The sequence below is a fragment of the Tessaracoccus massiliensis genome, assembly GCF_000826065.2.
Classification (GTDB): Bacteria; Actinomycetota; Actinomycetes; order Propionibacteriales; family Propionibacteriaceae; genus Arachnia; species Arachnia massiliensis_A.
This window is the reverse complement of record NZ_LN623540.1, coordinates 15,251-35,286: the sequence shown is the minus strand read 5'-3', so window position 1 is coordinate 35,286 and position 20,036 is coordinate 15,251. Positions and strand designations below refer to the sequence as shown.

Here is a 20,036-nt window from a genome sequence, read left to right as displayed (position 1 = left end):
TCGCCCGCAACCATGAGGGGGCCAGAGCCTCGCGCTCCAGGAAGGCGAGCACCACGTCCGTATGCAGCACCTTCGGAACTGATCGAAGTGCTTTGTCGAGAGGACGGCCGGACCGATGTTCGACGACGTCGCGCACCTTCACGTGGACCCGACTAGTCGCAGGAGCAACCTCGACGAGTTCATACCAAGCCCGAGCAGTTCGGTGACCCCGTAGGGCCCCGCTGAGGCGAGGCGTTGAACGAGAACCAGACAGCGCTTCACCGTGCTTCGTCGCCCGCCTGCCCAAGTGGTGATCCTGGCGCGGAATATACGCCTCGCATCGCTGTCGCGAACGTCAACGCCGAGTACCTGCTCCATACCGCCGACTGGTGCACCCGTGCCTGTTCGACCGCTAATGGGTTGTTGACCAGGGCCTCCACCACCGCTTGGGCAAAGGTGTCTGGGAGATCCGTCAGGCCGCTGAACAGTCCCGCCCCGCCGATGCCCTCGGCGCCGATGGATGTTGTCACGACCGGTACTCCCGCCAGCAGCGCCTCAATCGTCTTGAACTTCACCCCGGCTCCGTGGAGAAGAGGAACCACCGCGACGCTGGCCTGCGCGTACTCATCGGCGATGTCCGGCACGAAGCCCCGCAGGATGATTCCATCGTGGTTGCCGCGAAACTGCGAGGCGTTCCCCGGGGACATGGCGCCACCAACGACGTGGAACTCCGCATTGGGAATGGCGGCTCGGACGAGGGGCCACACCTCCCTCGCGAACCATAGGAGACCGTCGACGTTCTCCTGGCGGGCCATGAAGCCAACCATGAGCACCCGGTGGGCGTCGTTGGCAATGTGCTGCGGGGGTTCACCGTCGGCCAGTGGTGGGTCAATCACCACCACCTTGCGGGCGGGTGCCCGGGGCAGGAGATCCCTGTCCTTTGCGCTGAACACCAGAACGTGATCGGCCAGTGCCAGCGCTCGTCTCTCCCAGGCGCGAGCCCAAGCCCCGGCCAGTTGCCATCGCAGCCTTCGTATCCTGTCGGGAGCTTTGTCCGCTTCTCGTCGACACTTCTGGCTCTGAACGTCGTGGAAGGTGAAGATGAGTCTTGCCCGACGGTTGATGAGCCGCGCCCAAGGAGCAAGCCTTGACCAGCCCTCCCACTGGAAGTCGAGTACGTCTGCACCCCTGACCAGACGGCGGATGTCTGGACGGCAGAGCATGTCGATAAGGGCACCCAAGGGAACTGGTTGGGAGTCGACCTTCTTCACAACGGCCTCAACGCGGTCGGCCGTTTGGTAGACCAGTTGATGCCACGGCTTCGCCACACTCCGATCCGCCAAGAGGCGGACGTCGGGCGCGACGCCCGGCTGCGCGAGTGCGTGAAGCGTGCTGGGCCGGTCCTGCGTCACCCACGTCAGGTGGTGGGTGCCCTCGAGCGCAGTGTGGAGGCGCCAGAGGTACTGGCCGCCAGCGTGCTCAATCCCCGGATAGGGGATGGCGGGTGACAGCGAGACGACCCTGATGGCGGCGCCGGAGGGGCGATCCGCCGTGACCGCGTCCATTGCCGCGCCCGCCGCCGCCGCCCACGCGCGCCAGCTGAGGCTGGAGTGGGCCCGATGCAGCGCTGCGGCACTCATCCGGGCATAGGTGCCTTGATCACCGAGTTGCCTGATCGCGGCCGCGGCCGCGATCAGGCAACTCGGTGATCAAGGCACCTATGCCCGGATGAGTGCCGCAGCGCTGCATCGGGCCCACTCCAGCCTCAGCTGGCGCGCGTGGGCGGCGGCGGCGGGCGCGGCAATGGACGCGGTCACGGCGGATCGCCCCTCCGGCGCCGCCATCAGGGTCGTCTCGCTGTCACCCGCCATCCCCTATCCGGGGATTGAGCACGCTGGCGGCCAGTACCTCTGGCGCCTCCACACTGCGCTCGAGGGCACCCACCACCTGACGTGGGTGACGCAGGACCGGCCCAGCACGCTTCACGCACTCGCGCAGCCGGGCGTCGCGCCCGACGTCCGCCTCTTGGCGGATCGGAGTGTGGCGAAGCCGTGGCATCAACTGGTCTACCAAACGGCCGACCGCGTTGAGGCCGTTGTGAAGAAGGTCGACTCCCAACCAGTTCCCTTGGGTGCCCTTATCGACATGCTCTGCCGTCCAGACATCCGCCGTCTGGTCAGGGGTGCAGACGTACTCGACTTCCAGTGGGAGGGCTGGTCAAGGCTTGCTCCTTGGGCGCGGCTCATCAACCGTCGGGCAAGACTCATCTTCACCTTCCACGACGTTCAGAGCCAGAAGTGTCGACGAGAAGCGGACAAAGCTCCCGACAGGATACGAAGGCTGCGATGGCAACTGGCCGGGGCTTGGGCTCGCGCCTGGGAGAGACGAGCGCTGGCACTGGCCGATCACGTTCTGGTGTTCAGCGCAAAGGACAGGGATCTCCTGCCCCGGGCACCCGCCCGCAAGGTGGTGGTGATTGACCCACCACTGGCCGACGGTGAACCCCCGCAGCACATTGCCAACGACGCCCACCGGGTGCTCATGGTTGGCTTCATGGCCCGCCAGGAGAACGTCGACGGTCTCCTATGGTTCGCGAGGGAGGTGTGGCCCCTCGTCCGAGCCGCCATTCCCAATGCGGAGTTCCACGTCGTTGGTGGCGCCATGTCCCCGGGGAACGCCTCGCAGTTTCGCGGCAACCACGATGGAATCATCCTGCGGGGCTTCGTGCCGGACATCGCCGATGAGTACGCGCAGGCCAGCGTCGCGGTGGTTCCTCTTCTCCACGGAGCCGGGGTGAAGTTCAAGACGATTGAGGCGCTGCTGGCGGGAGTACCGGTCGTGACAACATCCATCGGCGCCGAGGGCATCGGCGGGGCGGGACTGTTCAGCGGCCTGACGGATCTCCCAGACACCTTTGCCCAAGCGGTGGTGGAGGCCCTGGTCAACAACCCATTAGCGGTCGAACAGGCACGGGTGCACCAGTCGGCGGTATGGAGCAGGTACTCGGCGTTGACGTTCGCGACAGCGATGCGAGGCGTATATTCCGCGCCAGGATCACCACTTGGGCAGGCGGGCGACGAAGCACGGTGAAGCGCTGTCTGGTTCTCGTTCAACGCCTCGCCTCAGCGGGGCCCTACGGGGTCACCGAACTGCTCGGGCTTGGTATGAACTCGTCGAGGTTGCTCCTGCGACTAGTCGGGTCCACGTGAAGGTGCGCGACGTCGTCGAACATCGGTCCGGCCGTCCTCTCGACAAAGCACTTCGATCAGTTCCGAAGGTGCTGCATACGGACGTGGTGCTCGCCTTCCTGGAGCGCGAGGCTCTGGCCCCCTCATGGTTGCGGGCGAGGCGCATCCCTCCCTACTCCGAGCGACCCCTCGCCATGATCGCTTGCTGGTTGTCGGATGAACTCAAGTCCCTCACGAAGGGAGAGCGTCGGTCTCGAGCCAAGGCGTACAACGGCGTGGACCCTGACCATGGTCTTCTCCTCCAACCAGGTAGACGTTCTCGAGGACGCCGGCTTCCGCAGCGGCAGCGTTGAGACCATTAACTTCGGATTCGCCCCCAGCCTGTTTCCGCGAGCGGACAAAGACGGCGAGCCAGCTCTGGTTTCGGTGGGCGTGGACCGAGGCCGAGACTACCCCACTCTTCTGAACGCAATGGGCGAAACAGACGCACTGCTCGACCTGTATTGCAGAGAACAGAACCTACAAGGCCATCCACTCCCGACGAATGTGAGCTTCAAGGGAACGGTCCCCTTCGGCGAATATCGACGTGTCCTGGCGCGGGCGACTGCTGTCCTGGTCCCCACCAGGGTCATGGCGTATCCCACCGGACAGTCGGTTGCCCTTGAGGCCGCCGGAACGGGTGCGGCGCTGGTCCTCACTGACACCGAACCGATGCGGGAGTACTTCACCGATGAGACAGCGATGTTCGTGCCCTCGGGCGACGTGACGGCCTGGAGGGACGCGATTCAATCCATCAGTCATGACAGGGATCTTCGCGTCAGCCTGGGCCGCCGCGCAGCGGACCTTGTCCACTCGCGATTCACCTACCAGCACATGTGGAGCCAGGTCGACCAACTGTTCCAGGCAAGGAACTGGGTCTAGCTATAGCGGGGTGGACGTTCGTGTCCGCAGCGACTCCCAGCACCGCGAAAGTTGGAAGACCGCTCCACCGACCGCAGTGCGGCCGTCACCGCTCCGTACGCGCCCCGGCAACTGCTTCGCCCACTCGACGAACCAACGCGCTGAGGTCTTCCAACTGGCCGAGCGGATCCCTGCATCCCGGTACTTCATGAACAAGGTCACGTGGGCCCGGCCGTAGCTCCACTGCTGCCGCAGGTAGCTGCGCAGCCCGCTCCGCTGGAAGTAGTCGATCGCCGCATCCCTCTCGAAGGAGATGTCATGGCCGTTCCCCACCAATCGCCATCCCAGGTCCACATCCTCCTGGGCGCGGAAGAGATCCTCGTCGAAGCCGCCCACCCCCATGAACGCCTCGCGGGTGAGGCCTGCGTTGCATCCGGGAACGTACGGCCGGAACCCCATCGACATGGGCGGGGCATCGACATTCCACACCTCTCGCCGTCCGGGTTCGTCCGGCCAGACTAGAAACAACGGCCCTGTGACGACGTCTGAGGACGCGAGGCCCCGGCGCATGGCCTCCACCCACGTGGGACGAACGCGGTCATCGGCGTCGCAGATGAGGATGAGGTCCTCTGAGCTGGAACCCACACCTACGTTTCGCGCATGAGCCGCACCAGGCCGATCGGAAGAGTCGACCACCTCTAGCGAGTGAAATGTCGGTACCCAACGGCGTGCGACGTCCGGCGTGCCGTCCGAGGACCCGTTGTCACTGACCACCACCCGGAAGTCCAAGTCCGTCTGGCTGTTGAGCGCTTCCAGTTGCCTGGGCAGGGTCTGGGCGGCGTTCAACGCTGGGATGACAACGACCACACTCATATCCCGCCCCCTCAAGACGCTGCGGCCACTCCAGCCGATGCCTGTCCAAACCTGACCTGACGGTAGCATCACCCTACGAAATGGGTTGGGTCCCGTCGACAGTGACTGGTGGCACCAATCCTCGTAGCAGGTGGGGGCTCAAGTGCTGACAGGGATTCGAGAACAGATCGGGAATCTGCGCGAGGTCTTCGTCCTCGTGCCGTGGCGAATGCGCCCGAAACTGATCGCGATGCTCGTGGGGGCCGTCGTCGTGGCATTGATGGACCTCGCCGCGGTGGTACTGATCCTCCCCATCATGCAGATCGTGTCGGGAACACCCGTCTCGCAGTCGGCCATTCTCCGGGTTGTCTCCTCGGTCACGGGCCGGACGGATCCAGCAGAGTTGCTCGTCGTCATCCTCGTGACCGTCGTTGTCCTGATGCTCGGCAAGAACCTCTTCACCATCTACTTCCGTTGGTGGAGCCTCGGCGTCATGGCAAGAGCGACAGGTGACGCGAGCCACGAATTGCTGTCGCTGTACGTCTCGTCTCCCTGGATCCACCAGCGACGACGGTCCACCGACGACGTCTACCAGGCGCTCACCAGCTACCTTCCCATTTCGCTCATCAATGTCACCTCGGCACTCATCACGGTCGCGGTGGACGCCATCACCCTTCTGGCCCTGCTTGTCGCGCTGGTCGTCGTGTCCCCGCTCGCCACCCTCGTCGCCATTGTGTTCTTCGGGGGCTCGGCCTTCGTCATCCAGTGGGCGCTCAAGGGACGCGTGCGCCGCATCGGCGAGCGCATCCAAGCGGAGAACCACCTGAGTTGGGGGTTCATCACGCCGATCCTCGATGGATTCAAGGAGGTGCGTCTTGCCCAGGCCGGGGGCCGCTTCACCACCGGCTACTCGATGACACGCCGTCGCTCGGCCCAACTGGGGAGCCAACTCAGCGTCCTGAACGAGCTGCCGCGTTACCTCCTCGAAGTCGTCATGATCCTGGGCATCATGGTGATCGCCCTGGCGCTCTTCGCCACCTCCTCCCAGCAGGATGCCCTCGCCTTCCTTGGCGTCTTCGCCGTCGCGGCCATCCGCATGATGCCGTCACTCAACCGCATCGTTGGCAACGTGGGAGGGATCAGGGCCAACCTTCCCGGCGTCGAGAAGATGGCGGGCGAGATCCGCACCCTCAGGTCCGAGGCCGGTAGAGCCACAACCCCGGAGCTTCCCCACGAGTTCCCCAGCGCCGACGTCGTCTTCACGGACGTCACCTTCCAGTTCCCGGACGCCGACGAGCCCGTGCTTCAAGGGGTCTCCGGGGTGATCCCGGCTGGCAAGACCGTCGCGTTCGTTGGGTCGAGCGGTGCCGGGAAGACTACCCTCGTGGACCTCCTTCTGGGGCTCTTCGTCCCCGGCAGCGGGACGATCCAGGTGGATGGGGTGTCCATCCACCAACACCCCGGCGCGTGGTGGAAGCAACTCGGTGTCGTGACGCAGAACGTCTATCTCCAGGATGCGAGCGTCCGCGAGAACATCGCCTTCGGCGTGCCTGTTGAGGACATCGACGAAGAGCGGCTCCGGGAGGCCATACGACTTGCCCAGCTTGAGGACGTCATCGCCAGGATGCCGGACGGGCTCGACACCCAAGTGGGTTATCAGGGCAGCCGCGTCTCCGGGGGCCAGAAGCAACGCATTGGCATCGCGAGAGCCCTCTACCGCCAGCCTCAGGTGCTCGTCCTCGACGAGGCCACCTCGGCCCTGGACAACGAAACCGAGGCCAGGATCTCGCAGACCATCCAATCCCTCCACGGCACCATGACGATGGTCGTCGTCGCCCACAGGCTCTCCACCGTCAGGAACGCAGACACCATCATGTTCTTCTCGGGCGGCCGGATCGTCGCACGGGGCACAATGGAGGAACTCGTGGCCACGAATGCGGAGTTCGCCGAACTCGTGAGACTGGGCCGGCTGGCCTGACCAGCACGAGGGAACGATGACCGGCAGGACGGGTGGGGACGTGCTAGACGAAACCAAGGGCAGCATGGCGATCAGCGTCGTCGTCCCGCACTATGGCGCCCCCGGTCCGACGGCGATACTGGCTCAGGAACTGCTCCATCAGGGCGTCCATGAGGTGATCGTCAGCGATGACCAGTCGCCCGTCCCCTTCCCCGATAGCGCTGGGATCACGGTGGTTCGTCGCCCCACGAACGGCGGCTTCGCGGCTGCCGTCAACAGCGGGGCGGAGCGGGCCACGGGCAAGTACATCCTCGTCCTCAACAGCGACCTCGAGGTCTCCCCCGACTTCTTGAAGCAGTTCTCCTCCGAGGCCGAACCTTGGCAGCCCGCAGTAGTGGCGCCCCGGGTCATCACGCCCGCGGGTGAGATCGACCACACAGTGAGGGCATGGCCGTCGGTTCTCAACCAGACGCTTGAGTGGCTGACCCCGCTGGCCCGCTGGAGGGGCCGTCCGTGGTTCCAGCGTGTTCTCGGCCACGATCCGCGGGCCTTCACGGCGTCACAACCCATCGAGGTCGACTGGGTGGTGGGGGCCGCGTTCATGGTGCCGACGGCGGACTTCCGGGCGGTGGGCGGCCTTGACGAGCGATTCCACATGAACTCGGAGGAGATCGACCTCCAACGACGTCTGGCCGCACGGGGACTCAAACGAATTTACCTACCCGCGGTCACCGTGGTCCACGAGGGCGGTGGCTCATCGGACCCCGCCAAGCGCAGGCGCTGGCTGGTCACGTCCCAGTTCCGCTACGCGAGGAAGTGGGGAGGGCTTTGGAGGCTCAAGGCGGCCCTCACCGGAGCCACCGTCGTCAACTTCATGTGGAACTGCATCCGTGCCCTTCGCGGCATCGGCGTCAAGCCGATAGGGGTCCTGAATCAGGAACTCGACCTCATCTGGGGCAACCATGGACGCTGAACCAAGGCTCCTCCTCATCGCCCCCACCTTTCACGGCTACGCGCACAGCATCGCCGAGGGTTTCCGTCAGCGCGGCTTCCACATGGACGTCCACGCCTACGACCACAAGGCCAGCTTCCGGGAAAAACTCACCCACAAGCTTGCACGCGAGTTGCCGTCCAAGCTCGGTATCGGCGAAGCCGAGACGAACTCCCAGATCACGGTGGAGACGGCTGCGGCGGTCAAGGCCCTTCGTCCCGACGTCACGCTCGTCATCCGCGGCGACCAGTTCGGCCACGAACTCTTCACCGCCCTCGACGAGGTGGGGTCGAAGCGCTTCTGCTGGTTGTGGGATGAGGTGCGCCGGACTTCGCACACGGATGAACTGCTCGACCGCTATGACCACCTCATCTCCTACTCCCCTCTCGACACAGCGGCCTTCAACGAGGCAGGACGCAATTGCCTGCACGTGCCTAATGCGTTTGATCCGGCCATGGCGCCTCCGCCACGCCACACCTCCGAGATCGTGTTCATCGGCGCCCGTTACCCACGCCGTGAGCAGTTGCTGACTCATCTGACGGAACAGGACGTGCCTGTCCGTGCTTACGGCCGCGATTGGTCCCGGCACCCGGTCGACCTCGCCCGCACGTGGCAGGTCAGCCGCCCCAAGGTTCCGTCGGCCCGTGACATCGGGCGCCTTGACGGCTATGCCCTCACCGCGGGAGCTCCCGCTGCCATCAACGTTCACGGAGACCAGGACGGGTTCACCATGAAGACCTTTGAGGTGCCGGGTGTTGGTGGAGTACAACTGATCGATCGTGACGATGTGGCGGAGTACTACGAACCTGGCACGGAGGTGGCGGTATTCCGTAACGGAGACGAACTTCTCGAACTCTGCCAACGTGCTATCCGTGACGATCGTTGGGGTGACTCACTCAGAGAGGCAGGCCAGAAACGGACGCTAGCGGAGCACACATGGGCACACCGTGCAGCAAAGGTGGCTGCGCTGTGGGGTTGAGATTCACTACGCATGATGATTGGCAGAGGTGGCAGAGTTCACGTCGGCGGATCCACGTGCTGAGAGACCGGCTACGAGGCGACGCTTCCGCTCCCCTACCGCCCCGAATCAAGCTGTGGTCGCGGGGTTCTAACCCTGAACTGCTGGTGGCGTGCGACTCTGATTCGCCCACCAATCATCATGCTCTGTTGTCAGCGTTGGAGTCTTCGGACCAAGCTGCCATCCTCGCAGTGCCGGAGGCCGCAGCGATCACCCCACCCGGGCCGGGGTGGCATGTTCTCGATAGCACAGAGAAGGCCTTCGACAATCTCAATAGGGTTGCTTCTATCGGAGATCACTTGGCCGTTGGTGCCTGGGCGAAAGGGGTCGCCCAAGTACATCGCGCCACTCAGATCGTTGTTCAGCATGGGCTACTGACACCGTGGTCGCCTCCACCCCCGGAAGGCGCACTGTTTCTAGCCTGGTCCGAAGCGGATGCGCACTTCGTCTCCGAGGGACGCAGCGATCTCAGCACTCGGGTCACTGGATCTCCGCTCTTGGCTTCCGCTGCACAGCACAAACCTGAACGCCCTGTCAGCCGTTTTGAAGTACCAGTGTTTCTCGGGCAACTTCACGGTGCGGAACTCTCCCGCATTGCGATGACAAAGTCAGTGACAACATTCTGGCGAATGACCGGCGCAAGCTACCGTCCGCACCCACGAGAAGAGGACAGGCTATCGCGCATCCAACACAGACTGTGGCGCAAAATGGGTATACGCATTGACGGTGCCGGCTCGCTAGCAGGCCTGGATCAGCCGGTGGTCGCTGCCTTCTCCACTGGAATTCTGGAATCAGCGGCACGAGGCGTGCCATCCTGGGCCTTCCATGTAAACCCGCCTTCTTGGTTGCGAGAGATGTGGGAACGCTATGAACTCGCAGTCTGGGGAGATGCCCCCACAAAGTACTCTGTACCGGTGGGCAAACCGATAGACGAACTCGTCCAATCCTTCTGGAGTACGCCATGACCGCCCTGCCTGCAATCGAAGTCAGCGTCATCATCTGTGTACGAAATGGTGCCAAGACGATCCGGCGTCAACTCGATGCTCTGAGCGCACAAGTGGACGCCCCAGCATTCGAGGTAGTCGTTTCCAACAATGGCTCTACGGACGGCACCGCCGCGCTCGTTGACGCATGGGCCACCAGTTCGCTGGGCGCCGTGACAGCAGCCCGGGTCATCGATTCAGGCGAGAAGCCCGGTATTCCGTTCGCTCGTAATGCCGGCGCATCAGCAGCCCGCGGACGTCTGCTTGCCTTCTGCGACGCTGACGACGCTGTGCGCCCTGGATGGGTTGCTGCCCATGCCGCAGCCGTAGACACCGGTATGGGAGGGGGGAGAGTCGAGGCCGTTCGCCCCGATGGCACGCCGGAACCGAGCGCCTTCAGCGAAACGCTGATGCAAACCGCCTATCTTCCACATGCGCCGGGGTGCAATTTTTCAATTGCCAGGGATACGTTCTTCGCTGTAGGTGGCTTCGACGAGTCGCTCCCACCCTATGGCTGCGATGACTTGGAGTTTTCATGGCGAGTACAGGAAGCGGGATTTCAGCTTGACTATGTCCCAGCAGCGTCCGTGCAGTTCACGATCACCCCACGCACGCGGGTTGTCAAGAAGGAATTCCAGATGGCCAAGGCACGCATTGCCACTGCTGCCCGACATCCGGACTCTGAGAGCACGACCCCCCATCTCACAACATTCATAGTCGACCTTGCCAAGCAGAGCCTGATGCTCCCTTGGCGCATGATCAAACCTGGGCACACTCCGCGTACGCGCTGGGTCCGCTGGGTAGTGGACGCGGCAGGACGGCTGTCGGGATATTGGACCTACTTCGTCCGCAGCGAGGATCATCCGCCAGCGCTCGTGCGATCAAGAAGACCGAGCCCAACAGAGTTGTGAAACTATGAACAAGCCCCCTACTACTGGGGCGCGACTGAATACACGGGGAGCCAATGAAATGATCATCGACCGTCACGTCGGCCAGTACGCAATCCGCGACGACGAGCCTCTGATTAACGCTCTTCGCAAGATCGATGCGAACAAGTCTCGAATCATCTTCGTGGTGGACAACCACGGCCACCTGATCGGATCGCTCTCCGACGGTGACGTACGCCGATGGCTGCTCTCAACGCCCGACGCCAGCCTCGACACGCCGAGCCGCCAGGCCGCCAACGCCCAGGCTGTGCGAGCTCGGATTGATGATCCTCATGGTGACATCGCCGGCCTCATCGACGGCCCCATAAGCCACCTCCCTCTTCTCGACGACCAGGGGCGTCTCGTCGCAGTCGCGAGCAACGACCGCCGTGCATTCCAGTTCGGCCGCCACCGGGTCTCCGCTAATGACCCGACGCTGATCATCGCGGAGATCGGCAACAACCACCAGGGTGACGTCGGTTTCGCGAAGGAACTGGTGGATCTCGCGGTCGACGGCGGTGCCGACGTGGTGAAGTTCCAGCTCCGAGACATGGATGCCCTCTACCGCCAGAGCGGCGCCGCCACCGGTGGAGAGGACCTCGGAGCCCAGTACACGCTCAACCTGCTCGGCAAGTATTCGCTGAGCGCGGATCAGATGATCGAGGTGTTCGACCACTGCAAGTCCCGTGATCTCGACATCCTCTGCACGCCCTGGGACTCCCCCAGCGTGAAGGTGCTGGCCGAGTACGGCATCCCGGGCCTCAAGGTGGCCTCGGCCGACATGACCAACCACACCCTGCTCGAGGACATGTTCGCCACCGGGCTCCCGCTCATCGTCTCCACCGGCATGAGCACCGAGGCAGAGATCATCGAGGCAGCGGACCTGCTCCGCTCCTCCGGCTCCCCGTTCGCGATGCTGCACTGCCAGAGCACCTACCCCGCACCGTTCAAGGACATCAACCTGCGCTACCTCAACCGCCTGGCCGAGATCACCGGCGGACCCGTGGGCTACTCGGGCCACGAGCGCGGCTTCCACATCCCCGTCGCCGCCGTGGCGATGGGCGCCCGGATCATCGAGAAGCACTTCACCACGGACCGCAGCCTGGAAGGCAACGACCACAAGGTCTCCCTCCTCCCCGGCGAGTTCAAGCAGATGGTGGCCCGCATCCGCGAACTCGAGGAGTCTCTGGGCGACGGCAGCGCCCGCGTGGTCTCCACCGGTGAATCCATGAACCGGGTCAACCTGGCCAAGTCGCTGGTTGCTGCACGCCGCATCGAGAGCGGGCAGCGCATCACGCGCGATGACGTGACGGTGAAGTCTCCTGGCCGGGGTCTTCAGCCCAACAAGCTGCACGAACTGATCGGCCGCACCGCTGGTCGCTCCATCGACGAAGGTGACTTCTTCTATGCCGGCGATCTGAGCGACACCCCCATCGGTAAGCGCGACTACTCGTTCCGCCGTCCGTGGGGCCTACCCGTCCGCTACCACGACACCTTCAAGCTGGCCGAGGGCACCAACCCGGACTTTGTGGAGTTCCATCTCTCCTACAAGGACGTGGAACTGAACGTTGACGAGATCTTCAGCGAGCGGCTCCCTTACGGCTACACAGTGCACCTGCCAGACCTCTACGCCGGCGATTTCATCGTCAACCTGGCCAGCCAGGACGAGGATGTCTGGGCGCGGTCCATCCAGGAGACGCAGCGCGTCATCGACCTGACGAAGTACCTCCGCAAGTACTTCACCCAGGAAGAAGACCCCATCGTCATCGCCACCATGGGAGGCTTCACCGCCGACGGCTTCGTCGATCCCTCCGAACGCCCCGCGATGTATACGCGGATCGCCCAGGCCATCGAGCGCCTCGACACAAGCGGCGTCCGCCTCACGGCCCAGACCCTCCCGCCCTACCCGTGGCTGATGGGCGGCCAGCAGTACCACAACCTCTTCATGGGCCTGGACGACACGGTCGACTTCTGCGAGCGATACGGCCAGCGCATCACGCTGGACATCTCGCACTCCAAGCTCGCCGCCAACTTCCACAAGATGCCGTTTAGCACCTACGTGGAGAAGCTGGCGCCGTTCACCGAGCACCTCCACATTGTCGATGCAGAAGGCGTGGACGGCGAGGGCCCACAGATTGGCGAAGGCGAAGTTGACTGGCCGCTGCTGGCCAAGCAGTTGGACGAGCTGGCTCCCGGAGTTCCGTTCATCCCGGAGATCTGGATGGGCCACACCGATAACGGCGCGGGCTTCTGGACAGCGTTGGAACGCTTGGAGAAGTGGTTCTGACGTGACAAGGCGCGCGCTGTGGGTGGTGCCGGTCAGCAACCTGGCCGGCGTGGCCCGGCACGTGCTCGACGCCGCCAAACAGGGCCTCCCCGGCTACAACCTTGAGGTGGCAGGCCCAGCTGGCCCCCTCCTCGAAGAGCTCACGAAATTGAGCGTTCCGGTCCATCCGGTGGCGTTGGACGGCAATCCCGCCAAGGCCGTGCGGGCGCTGCGCTCCGTCATCCAATCCGTGAAGCCAGCGGTGGTCCATTCGCACTTGGCGAAAGCTGACTTCCTGACTGCTGCCGCAACCCCGGGGCTGCCCTGCAAGGTGGTCTCCACCGAGCACGGCATCGCTGCAGATGCTCAGTTGTACAACCGGGGAATACTCAAGGCCTCGGCGCGCAAATTGCTCCATCACTTCCGCTCACGCAGGTTCGACACACTGATTGCGGAAAGTGAGTCCACCAAACGGGAGATGATCCGGGCCTGGCGCCCCGCCACCCAGATTGATGTGATCCTCAACGGAGTGAACCGTCCAGCGGGCATCGTTCGAGAGCCAGGCACCAGGTTCCTGAGCTTGGCCCGCCTGGCGCCTGAGAAGCGCATCTCCAACGCCATCGATGCCTTCGCAACGGCTGCCGAGGATCTGCCGAGCGCCTCGCTGACGGTGGCCGGCGACGGGCCCGAAAGGGGCGCACTGATCGCGCAAGCCCAGAGTCTCGGCATCGCAGACCGGGTGCGCTTCCCCGGATACCTAGCTGCTGACAAGGCATTGGCCAGTCACGACGTCCTGGTCCAGCTCTCGGCTTGGGAGAACGCCTCCTACTCCATCCTCGATGCTGTCGCGCACGGCTTGGGAGTGGTGGCCACCCCAGTGGGTGGCAACACGGAGATCCTGCCTGACCATTGCCTGACGGATGCCGCAGACACGGACCGAGTAGCACGCCTCCTGCGTGGGCAGGCCACCGATGTCTCCATGAGGCCAACCCTTACCGAGAGCTGGCCAACGGTCTCCGACATGACCAAGCAGATCGCGGCACTCTATGAGAGGCTCATGCGATGAAGATCAGCTTCGCGGCCAACCACGGTGAGATCGGAGGTGGCGAGGTGATGCTGCTCGCGATGGCGAGGGCTGCGCGCGAACTCGGTCACGATGTCCAGATCGTTGCTCCCTCTTCTCCCTCTTCGGTGCTCGACGCAGCAATCGCCGAGCAGTTTCCCGTGATCGGTATTCACGGCGACGGCACGTTGCCGTACTTGAAGGGCCTCCGTGCCTGGGCTGGTGCGCAACCACGCGGACTGCTGTGGTGTAACGGACTGCGACCGGCAGCCGCCACGACAGGGCTAAGCAACCGTGTTGTCCACCTGCACCAGCAGCCAGCAGGACACCTGAAAGCAGTTGCCTGGGTAGCCACCCGCGGGGCGGAGATGGTCCTCGTTCCCTCGCAGCTCATGAAGTCGCAGGTCGGTCTTGGCGCCTACGTCATGGAGAACTGGACCCAACCGGTCAACATCTCGCGTCGCGCCGTCCTCAATCGGAGCGAACCTGCGGTCATCGGATACCTCGGCCGGCTGTCGCCCGACAAGGGCGTGGATGTCCTGGCAGAAGCGGTCAAGGAACTGGATCGAAGGACGCCTGGGGGCTACCACCTGCTGCTGGCAGGCGAACCTCGATTCGTCACTCCGCAGGATGTGCGAAAGGTTGAGGACAGCCTCGAGGAAGTGAGCAACATCACCACCCGCGCTGGCTGGATTTCGCGCGAAGACTTCTTCTCCACCGTCGATCTGGCCGTATTTCCATCGGTATGGGACGAGCCATTTGGACTAGTCGTAGCAGAAGCGATGTCTGCCGGATGCCCCTTCGTCATCACGAATGCCGGAGCGCTGCCGTCGGTTGCGGGTCATGATTTCCCGTGGGTTGCCCAGGCAGCGGATTCCTCGGCGCTGGCCACCACTATCGAGGACGCCCTCAGCGATTACACCCCCACCCAGCTGGAGGCGTCGTCCAGGCGCTGGCGGGACACCTACTCGCCCGATGCGGGCTGTGAGCGGCTGGCCACCATTCTGGCTCGATTGGAGGAAGAGCACGCATGACTCTCGCATCCATCGTCATCCCAAGCCGCGGCGGCGCCGAGCGCCTGCCCAGACTCTTGACCGCCCTCGCGGCCCAGGACGATTCCGAGTGGGAAGCCATCGTTGTCATTGACGGCGATATCGACGGTTCCGAAGCTGTTGTGGCGCAGTACGCCCACCTCCCTGTTCGCTCGATCGTGTTCCCAGAGAATCGCGGCCGCGTTTCAGCGCTGAACGCAGGCTTCACCAGCGCTTCCGGAGATGTGCTCATCCGCTGCGACGATGACATGGAGCCGTCCCCTCACTACGTCCGCGAACACAAAGCCCCACACCACCATCAACTCTGCGGAGCCGTCGGTTTGCCGATCAACATCTCAGAAGCCACCCCATACTGGGGGAACTACGGCAGCCACGTTGACGCCACCTTCCGCCGCGACGCATACCGAGCGCAGCAGGACAGGGGCTGGCGGTACTGGGGCGGGAACGTATCTGTGCGCCGAGAGGTGTACGAAACGGTGGGTGAGTACAGCACCGACTACCGCGCCTACGGGTTTGAGGACGTGGACTACGGCTACCGGATCCATCAGGCAGGCTTCCCGGTTCGTCTCGTGCCCGCACTGGAGACCCGCCATCACATGGCAGCTGTCACCACGGTGATTCGTAGCTCTAGAGCCTTCCATTCGGGAGCAGCGCGCCGGATCTTTGAAGACCGACACGGGAAAGAAGTTCTGGGTGATCCCACGGTTCTAGAGCCAACCGCGTGGAACCGGCTGGTCCTGGGGCTGGGAAACAAATTGGATGCCCCTCGGACGGCCATGCTGGCACGCCTCGTGGATCAGGCTTCTCGTCTCTTCCCTGCCCCAATCGCTCGCAAGCTGATCGCCCTCACGGTGGAATCAGCTGCTCTAGCTGGATACCGCAATGCCCACCAAACTTCACTGGAGATCTGATGAAGCCTCGAGTAGCGATAGCGCACGACTACTTCACTCAACGTGGTGGGGCCGAGCGCGTTGCGCTGGCGATGCTCCGTGCATTCCCTGATGCTGAGCTCTACACAACCATCTACAACCCGGAGACTACCTTTCCCGAGCTGCGGGATGTACGCGTGAACACGCTGCCCATCAATCGGGTGAAGCTGCTTCAAAAGGATCACCGCTTCGGGCTGCCGCTGTACCAGGGCGCCATCGACAAGGCTCCGGTGATCGATGCAGACGTGCTCCTCGTCTCCACGACGGGGTTCGCGCACGGGTTCCGCACCACAGGCAAGAAGATTGTCTACTGCCACTCTCCCGCTCGGTTCCTGTACCTGGCGGAGGATTACCTGGGCGGCTCACCAAAGAAGTCACCAGTGGGGTTGGCGTTGTCGGCTCTGCGCCCTCGGCTGGTTGAGTGGGACCAGCGCGCCGCACACTCGGCAGACCGGTACCTGGCGAACTCCACAGTGGTGAAGGAACGCATCAAGGACGTCTATGGCATCGAGGCGACTGTCGTGCCGGCGCCCCCCGCAGTGAATGATTCGGTTGAGCTTGAATCGATCAGTCAGCTCACCGATTGGGGACCGGGGTTCTATCTCGTGGTGTCGCGGCTGTTGCCGTACAAGAACGTGGACAAGGTGATTGATGCGTTCCGCTCCCTCACGGACGAGAAGCTCGTCATCGTAGGCAAGGGGCCGCTGGGCGAAGCGCTGCGCCGAGATCTGCCACCCAACGTCCGGATGCTTGAAGGGCTGACGGACGGGGAGTTGAGCTGGGCCTACGCCAACGCTACGGCCCTGATCGCGCCAAGCCATGAGGACTACGGATTGACTCCACTGGAAGCTGGAGTGCTCGGCACGCCAACGCTTGCACTGAGGGCAGGCGGCTATCTCGACACCGTCGCCGAAGGCATCAGCGGAAGCTTCTTCGAGGAGCCAACCGTTGCAGACATCACCCAAGCAGTGCGAAGAAGTAGCACGCAGCGCATAGGCGGCGCTTCCATCAAGGCTCACGTGGACCAGTTCAGTGAATCCCGCTTCGCCGAGAAACTGCGGACACAGGTTGATGAGATGGTTTCATCGTTATGACGCTGGAACGTCCCAGACTAGAGTCGCGTCCGTGAGCGCCCTTTCATCAGTGCCAGACCGAGTCCATGGCGTCGAGGATGACAGCCATGTCGGTCACACCGTGATCTCGGTATTCCTGCTGTCAGTCATCATTCCTCTGCGTGGGCTTCACACTTTGATTCCCGGGTTTCCGGACCTACCGCTGAACACAATGGCGGCCATCCTCCTGGCTGTCCTCGCCTTCTTCGCACGGCCACGTTGGCGGATCTCATTGCCTATGTTCACCTTGGCTGCTGGCGCGCTGTGGGTTGCACTCATTCTGCCGTCAGCGTTCCTACAGGACGATTTCGATCTCCGCAGGGCCGGCAGCCTGACTTCGCTTTTCGCCCTGGCATACGTAGTTGGCAGCGGACGTCTCCACATTGACTCCATTCGCCGAGGACTGCTCGTCGGCATGGTGGCAGGCACCGCCGTGAGCATCCCTCGCATGGGTGGGTCTTCTAACTACGCTGGGCGCCTAACAGGGCTCCTTGGCGATCCCAACGGTTTTGGATTTACCGTCCTCGCTGTGGGGCTGATAGTCGCTCAGCGGATGACGAGACGTCGAGATGTTTGGCTTCTGTGGCTCTTCATGGCGGGCACAATCTGGCTCACGCAATCCCGCACTTCCATGTTCGCTCTGGCAATCGCCACGCTGTGGGTCTTGTTCGGCCGCAGGTTCGGACGAATCTTGAGCCTCGGCGCACTGATTGGCGTCGTGTGGCTGTTCCAGTGGGCGTCCGAGTACGCCGAGCGGCAAGGCTGGTTCCAGGAGCGGCTGGGTTCCGACAACCTCCGTGATCGCTTGACGGAATCAGAGCGGATCCTCACTGACTCCGCGGGATGGTGGGGCCACGGTCTAGGCACAGCGCTGGCAGAGTTCGAGGGCGTCACCCTGTTCTTCCACAACAGTTTCCGAGCGCTCCAAACTGAAGGTGGGCTCATCGCTCTGATCCTGCTGATCATCATGGGGATCTCGCTCTACTGGAACTTCCACGAACTCCCTGCCACGCACCGGCCAGTCTGGGCAGAGGCGGCGATCATCGCCGCACTCATCTGCTCCATCAACATCGGCTACTCCCTCACCAGCGTGCCCATGGCCATGGCCGTAGGCATGTACATCGCCTACCACTGCCTGGCGCGCGAGGAGTTGGCTGCCGAGGCAGCCGTCGGCGAGTTGGAGAAGCCGACGAGCTAGGACTCGTCGGCCGGAATGGCCCGGGACGGCCGCACAGCCTCCGAGGCAGCCGCCTCAGCGGCAGGGGCCAGACGGGCAGGGGCTGCCTTGGACTTCTTCTGCTTCGAGCGGCGACCCTTCTTGCCGTCACCCTCGCCGTAGTACTGGTACGTCGACGAGTAGCCGTAGCTGCGTCCATAGCCGTAGACCACCTCGCCCATCGCTGTGCGCGAGGCCAGGTTCATCACGGAGCCCAGCAGCTTCGCGTCCACCTGGTGCAGCATCTTCGTGGCCAGCTGCACCTGCTCCTTGAACGTCTTGCCCACGCGCACCACCAGGATGGCGCCGTCGGCGGCAGCGGCGAGGAGGCCGGCGTCGGTCACGGGCAGCAGCGGCGGGGCGTCGATGATCACCATGGCGTCCTTCGACAGCTCCCGGATCATCGCCGCCATGTGCCTGGAGCCCACCAGCTCGCTGGGGTTCGGGGGGATCCGCCCGGCGGGCAGCAACTGAAGCAACGGCGTTTCCGTGGCCTGCAGCGCGTCGCGCACCGGCACGTCTCCAGCCAGCACCTGGGACAGGCCCACGCTGCCGTCCAGGCCGAAGTGCTTCGCCTGCGTCGGACGACGCAGGTCAGCATCCACAATCACGGTGCGCTGCTCGGCCTGCGCCAGCAGCCGGGCCAGGTTGGCCGCGACGGTGGACTTACCCTCGGCCGGGTTGGCGCTGGTGATCACAATCGCCCTGGGCGGGTTGTCCACCTGCACGAAGCGCAGATTGGTGCGCAGCTTCCGCAGCGCCTCCGCGGCCGCGCCGGTGGCCAAGCCGCCGCCCTTGGATTCGCGGCGCATCTCCTTGGTCTCCGGCACGATGCCCAGCACGGCGTGGCCGGTGAGCTCCTCCACGTCGGTCTGCGTGCGCACGCGGATATCCAGCTGCCGGCGCATGATCGCCACGCCCACGCCCAGTGCCAGGCCGGCGAGGAGGCCGACGAGGAGGTTGCGGGTCAGGTCAGCCTGCTGCGGCACGGTGGGCAGGGAAGCCGTCTCGTACGGCATGATGTGCAGCGCCGTGAGCGAGGTGGGGTCCTCCGGCGGGTTCTCCATGGTCTGGGTCTGCGAGTACGTCTCCAGGCGCAGCGCCTCGTCGATGAGGCCCTGCAGCACCGCGTCCGCCGTCGCCTGGGCGGACAGGCCGTTGTCGGCCGTCGCGGTGACGCGGATGAACGCAGGGGCGGCATCAACGGAGGCCGTGTAGCTGGCCATCGCCGGCTGTTCCGGCATCGCGGCCAGGATCTCCGCGGCACGGTCCCCCACCGCACGGGTGTTCACCAGGGCGGCGTAGGCGGCGGCGCGCTGCTGGGCCACCGCGTCGCCGAACGTCGCGTTGCCCAGATTCTGCGTGTCGCCGGCCACCACCAGGCCCACGGCGGAGGTGGTGTACACCGCCGGGCGGGTCAGCGTCCACGCAGCCGCCAGCCCCACGCCCAGCGCCGCGCACAGCAGCAGGATGAGGAAGTTCTTGCGGAGGAGGCGAACCAGGTCAATGAGCGTCACGCGGCCGTCTTTCTACTTGCGGGGAGACATCCCTCATGCTACTGCACCCACACCCGGCCATACGCATCAGATGCCGAGGCCGGCACA

General features: G+C 64.0%; 15 protein-coding genes. 12 read left to right on the top strand and 3 right to left on the bottom strand.

Annotated elements, in window-relative coordinates:
- Positions 1-257: 257 nt before the first annotated feature.
- A complete protein-coding gene (locus BN1186_RS03010) occupies positions 258-1,619 on the bottom strand; it encodes a glycosyltransferase (protein ID WP_052459714.1) in 1,362 nt (453 codons plus the stop codon).
- A gap of 88 nt (positions 1,620-1,707) precedes the next feature.
- Here BN1186_RS03010 and BN1186_RS03005 point away from each other — a divergent pair, with 88 nt between their 5' ends.
- Positions 1,708-3,069 carry a glycosyltransferase gene (locus tag BN1186_RS03005; RefSeq protein ID WP_052459714.1) on the top strand — a complete coding sequence of 454 codons (1,362 nt, stop codon included), beginning with the start codon at positions 1,708-1,710 and terminating at the stop codon, positions 3,067-3,069.
- Positions 3,070-3,455: 386 nt separating this feature from the next.
- Positions 3,456-4,088, top strand: coding sequence for a glycosyltransferase family protein (locus BN1186_RS03000; protein WP_040282474.1), 633 nt, complete (start codon positions 3,456-3,458; stop codon positions 4,086-4,088).
- On the opposite strand, the gene BN1186_RS02995 is transcribed toward BN1186_RS03000, so the two are convergent.
- Complete coding sequence (locus BN1186_RS02995) at positions 4,089-4,940, bottom strand: glycosyltransferase family 2 protein (RefSeq protein ID WP_052459713.1); 852 nt, start codon at positions 4,938-4,940, stop codon at positions 4,089-4,091. It lies immediately after the preceding gene.
- A gap of 142 nt (positions 4,941-5,082) precedes the next feature.
- Here BN1186_RS02995 and BN1186_RS02990 point away from each other — a divergent pair, with 142 nt between their 5' ends.
- The 10 genes from BN1186_RS02990 to BN1186_RS02945 all read left to right on the top strand — a co-directional run bounded on the left by BN1186_RS02990 (position 5,083) and on the right by BN1186_RS02945 (position 18,414).
- Positions 5,083-6,897: an ABC transporter ATP-binding protein gene (locus BN1186_RS02990; RefSeq protein ID WP_040282472.1), complete on the top strand. Its 1,815-nt coding sequence runs from the start codon at positions 5,083-5,085 to the stop codon at positions 6,895-6,897.
- Between the two features lie 40 nt (positions 6,898-6,937).
- Positions 6,938-7,849 carry a glycosyltransferase family 2 protein gene (locus tag BN1186_RS02985; RefSeq protein WP_180349008.1) on the top strand — a complete coding sequence of 304 codons (912 nt, stop codon included), beginning with the start codon at positions 6,938-6,940 and terminating at the stop codon, positions 7,847-7,849.
- Positions 7,839-8,846 (top strand): CgeB family protein, encoded by a 1,008-nt coding sequence (locus tag BN1186_RS02980; RefSeq protein ID WP_040282469.1) that lies wholly within the window; start codon positions 7,839-7,841, stop codon positions 8,844-8,846. The genes BN1186_RS02985 and BN1186_RS02980 overlap by 11 nt, the downstream gene beginning before the upstream one ends.
- Positions 8,847-9,846: 1,000 nt before the next feature.
- Positions 9,847-10,779 (top strand): glycosyltransferase family 2 protein, encoded by a 933-nt coding sequence (locus tag BN1186_RS02975; protein ID WP_074436908.1) that lies wholly within the window; start codon positions 9,847-9,849, stop codon positions 10,777-10,779.
- Between the two features lie 58 nt (positions 10,780-10,837).
- Positions 10,838-13,081 carry an N-acetylneuraminate synthase family protein gene (locus tag BN1186_RS02970; protein ID WP_040282467.1) on the top strand — a complete coding sequence of 748 codons (2,244 nt, stop codon included), beginning with the start codon at positions 10,838-10,840 and terminating at the stop codon, positions 13,079-13,081.
- A 1-nt stretch (position 13,082) separates the two neighbouring features.
- Complete coding sequence (locus tag BN1186_RS02965; protein ID WP_040282465.1) at positions 13,083-14,126, top strand: glycosyltransferase family 4 protein; 1,044 nt, start codon at positions 13,083-13,085, stop codon at positions 14,124-14,126.
- Entirely contained in the window at positions 14,123-15,157 is a 1,035-nt protein-coding gene (locus BN1186_RS02960; RefSeq protein WP_040282463.1) for a glycosyltransferase family 4 protein, read from the top strand. The genes BN1186_RS02965 and BN1186_RS02960 overlap by 4 nt, the downstream gene beginning before the upstream one ends.
- Positions 15,154-16,086 carry a glycosyltransferase family 2 protein gene (locus tag BN1186_RS02955; RefSeq protein WP_040282461.1) on the top strand — a complete coding sequence of 311 codons (933 nt, stop codon included), beginning with the start codon at positions 15,154-15,156 and terminating at the stop codon, positions 16,084-16,086. The genes BN1186_RS02960 and BN1186_RS02955 overlap by 4 nt, the downstream gene beginning before the upstream one ends.
- A complete protein-coding gene (locus tag BN1186_RS02950) occupies positions 16,086-17,198 on the top strand; it encodes a glycosyltransferase (RefSeq protein WP_040282459.1) in 1,113 nt (370 codons plus the stop codon). The genes BN1186_RS02955 and BN1186_RS02950 overlap by 1 nt, the downstream gene beginning before the upstream one ends.
- A 649-nt stretch (positions 17,199-17,847) precedes the next feature.
- Positions 17,848-18,414 carry a hypothetical protein gene (locus BN1186_RS02945; RefSeq protein WP_139650781.1) on the top strand — a complete coding sequence of 189 codons (567 nt, stop codon included), beginning with the start codon at positions 17,848-17,850 and terminating at the stop codon, positions 18,412-18,414.
- On the opposite strand, the gene BN1186_RS02940 is transcribed toward BN1186_RS02945, so the two are convergent.
- Positions 18,411-19,949 carry a tyrosine-protein kinase domain-containing protein gene (locus BN1186_RS02940; RefSeq protein ID WP_052459711.1) on the bottom strand — a complete coding sequence of 513 codons (1,539 nt, stop codon included), beginning with the start codon at positions 19,947-19,949 and terminating at the stop codon, positions 18,411-18,413. The genes BN1186_RS02945 and BN1186_RS02940 overlap by 4 nt on opposite strands.
- Positions 19,950-20,036: the final 87 nt, after the last annotated feature.

What these genes read in the sequence shown, in the direction of transcription:
- BN1186_RS03010 (WP_052459714.1), bottom strand. Translation starts at nt 1,619, where the DNA reads ATGAGTGCCGCAGCGCTGCATCGGGCCCACTCCAGCCTCAGCTGGCGC.
- BN1186_RS03005 (WP_052459714.1), top strand. Translation starts at nt 1,708, where the DNA reads ATGAGTGCCGCAGCGCTGCATCGGGCCCACTCCAGCCTCAGCTGGCGC.
- BN1186_RS03000 (WP_040282474.1), top strand. Translation starts at nt 3,456, where the DNA reads ATGGTCTTCTCCTCCAACCAGGTAGACGTTCTCGAGGACGCCGGCTTC.
- BN1186_RS02995 (WP_052459713.1), bottom strand. Translation starts at nt 4,940, where the DNA reads ATGAGTGTGGTCGTTGTCATCCCAGCGTTGAACGCCGCCCAGACCCTG.
- BN1186_RS02980 (WP_040282469.1), top strand. Translation starts at nt 7,839, where the DNA reads ATGGACGCTGAACCAAGGCTCCTCCTCATCGCCCCCACCTTTCACGGC.
- BN1186_RS02975 (WP_074436908.1), top strand. Translation starts at nt 9,847, where the DNA reads ATGACCGCCCTGCCTGCAATCGAAGTCAGCGTCATCATCTGTGTACGA.
- BN1186_RS02970 (WP_040282467.1), top strand. Translation starts at nt 10,838, where the DNA reads ATGATCATCGACCGTCACGTCGGCCAGTACGCAATCCGCGACGACGAG.
- BN1186_RS02960 (WP_040282463.1), top strand. Translation starts at nt 14,123, where the DNA reads ATGAAGATCAGCTTCGCGGCCAACCACGGTGAGATCGGAGGTGGCGAG.
- BN1186_RS02955 (WP_040282461.1), top strand. Translation starts at nt 15,154, where the DNA reads ATGACTCTCGCATCCATCGTCATCCCAAGCCGCGGCGGCGCCGAGCGC.
- BN1186_RS02950 (WP_040282459.1), top strand. Translation starts at nt 16,086, where the DNA reads ATGAAGCCTCGAGTAGCGATAGCGCACGACTACTTCACTCAACGTGGT.
- BN1186_RS02945 (WP_139650781.1), top strand. Translation starts at nt 17,848, where the DNA reads ATGTTCGCTCTGGCAATCGCCACGCTGTGGGTCTTGTTCGGCCGCAGG.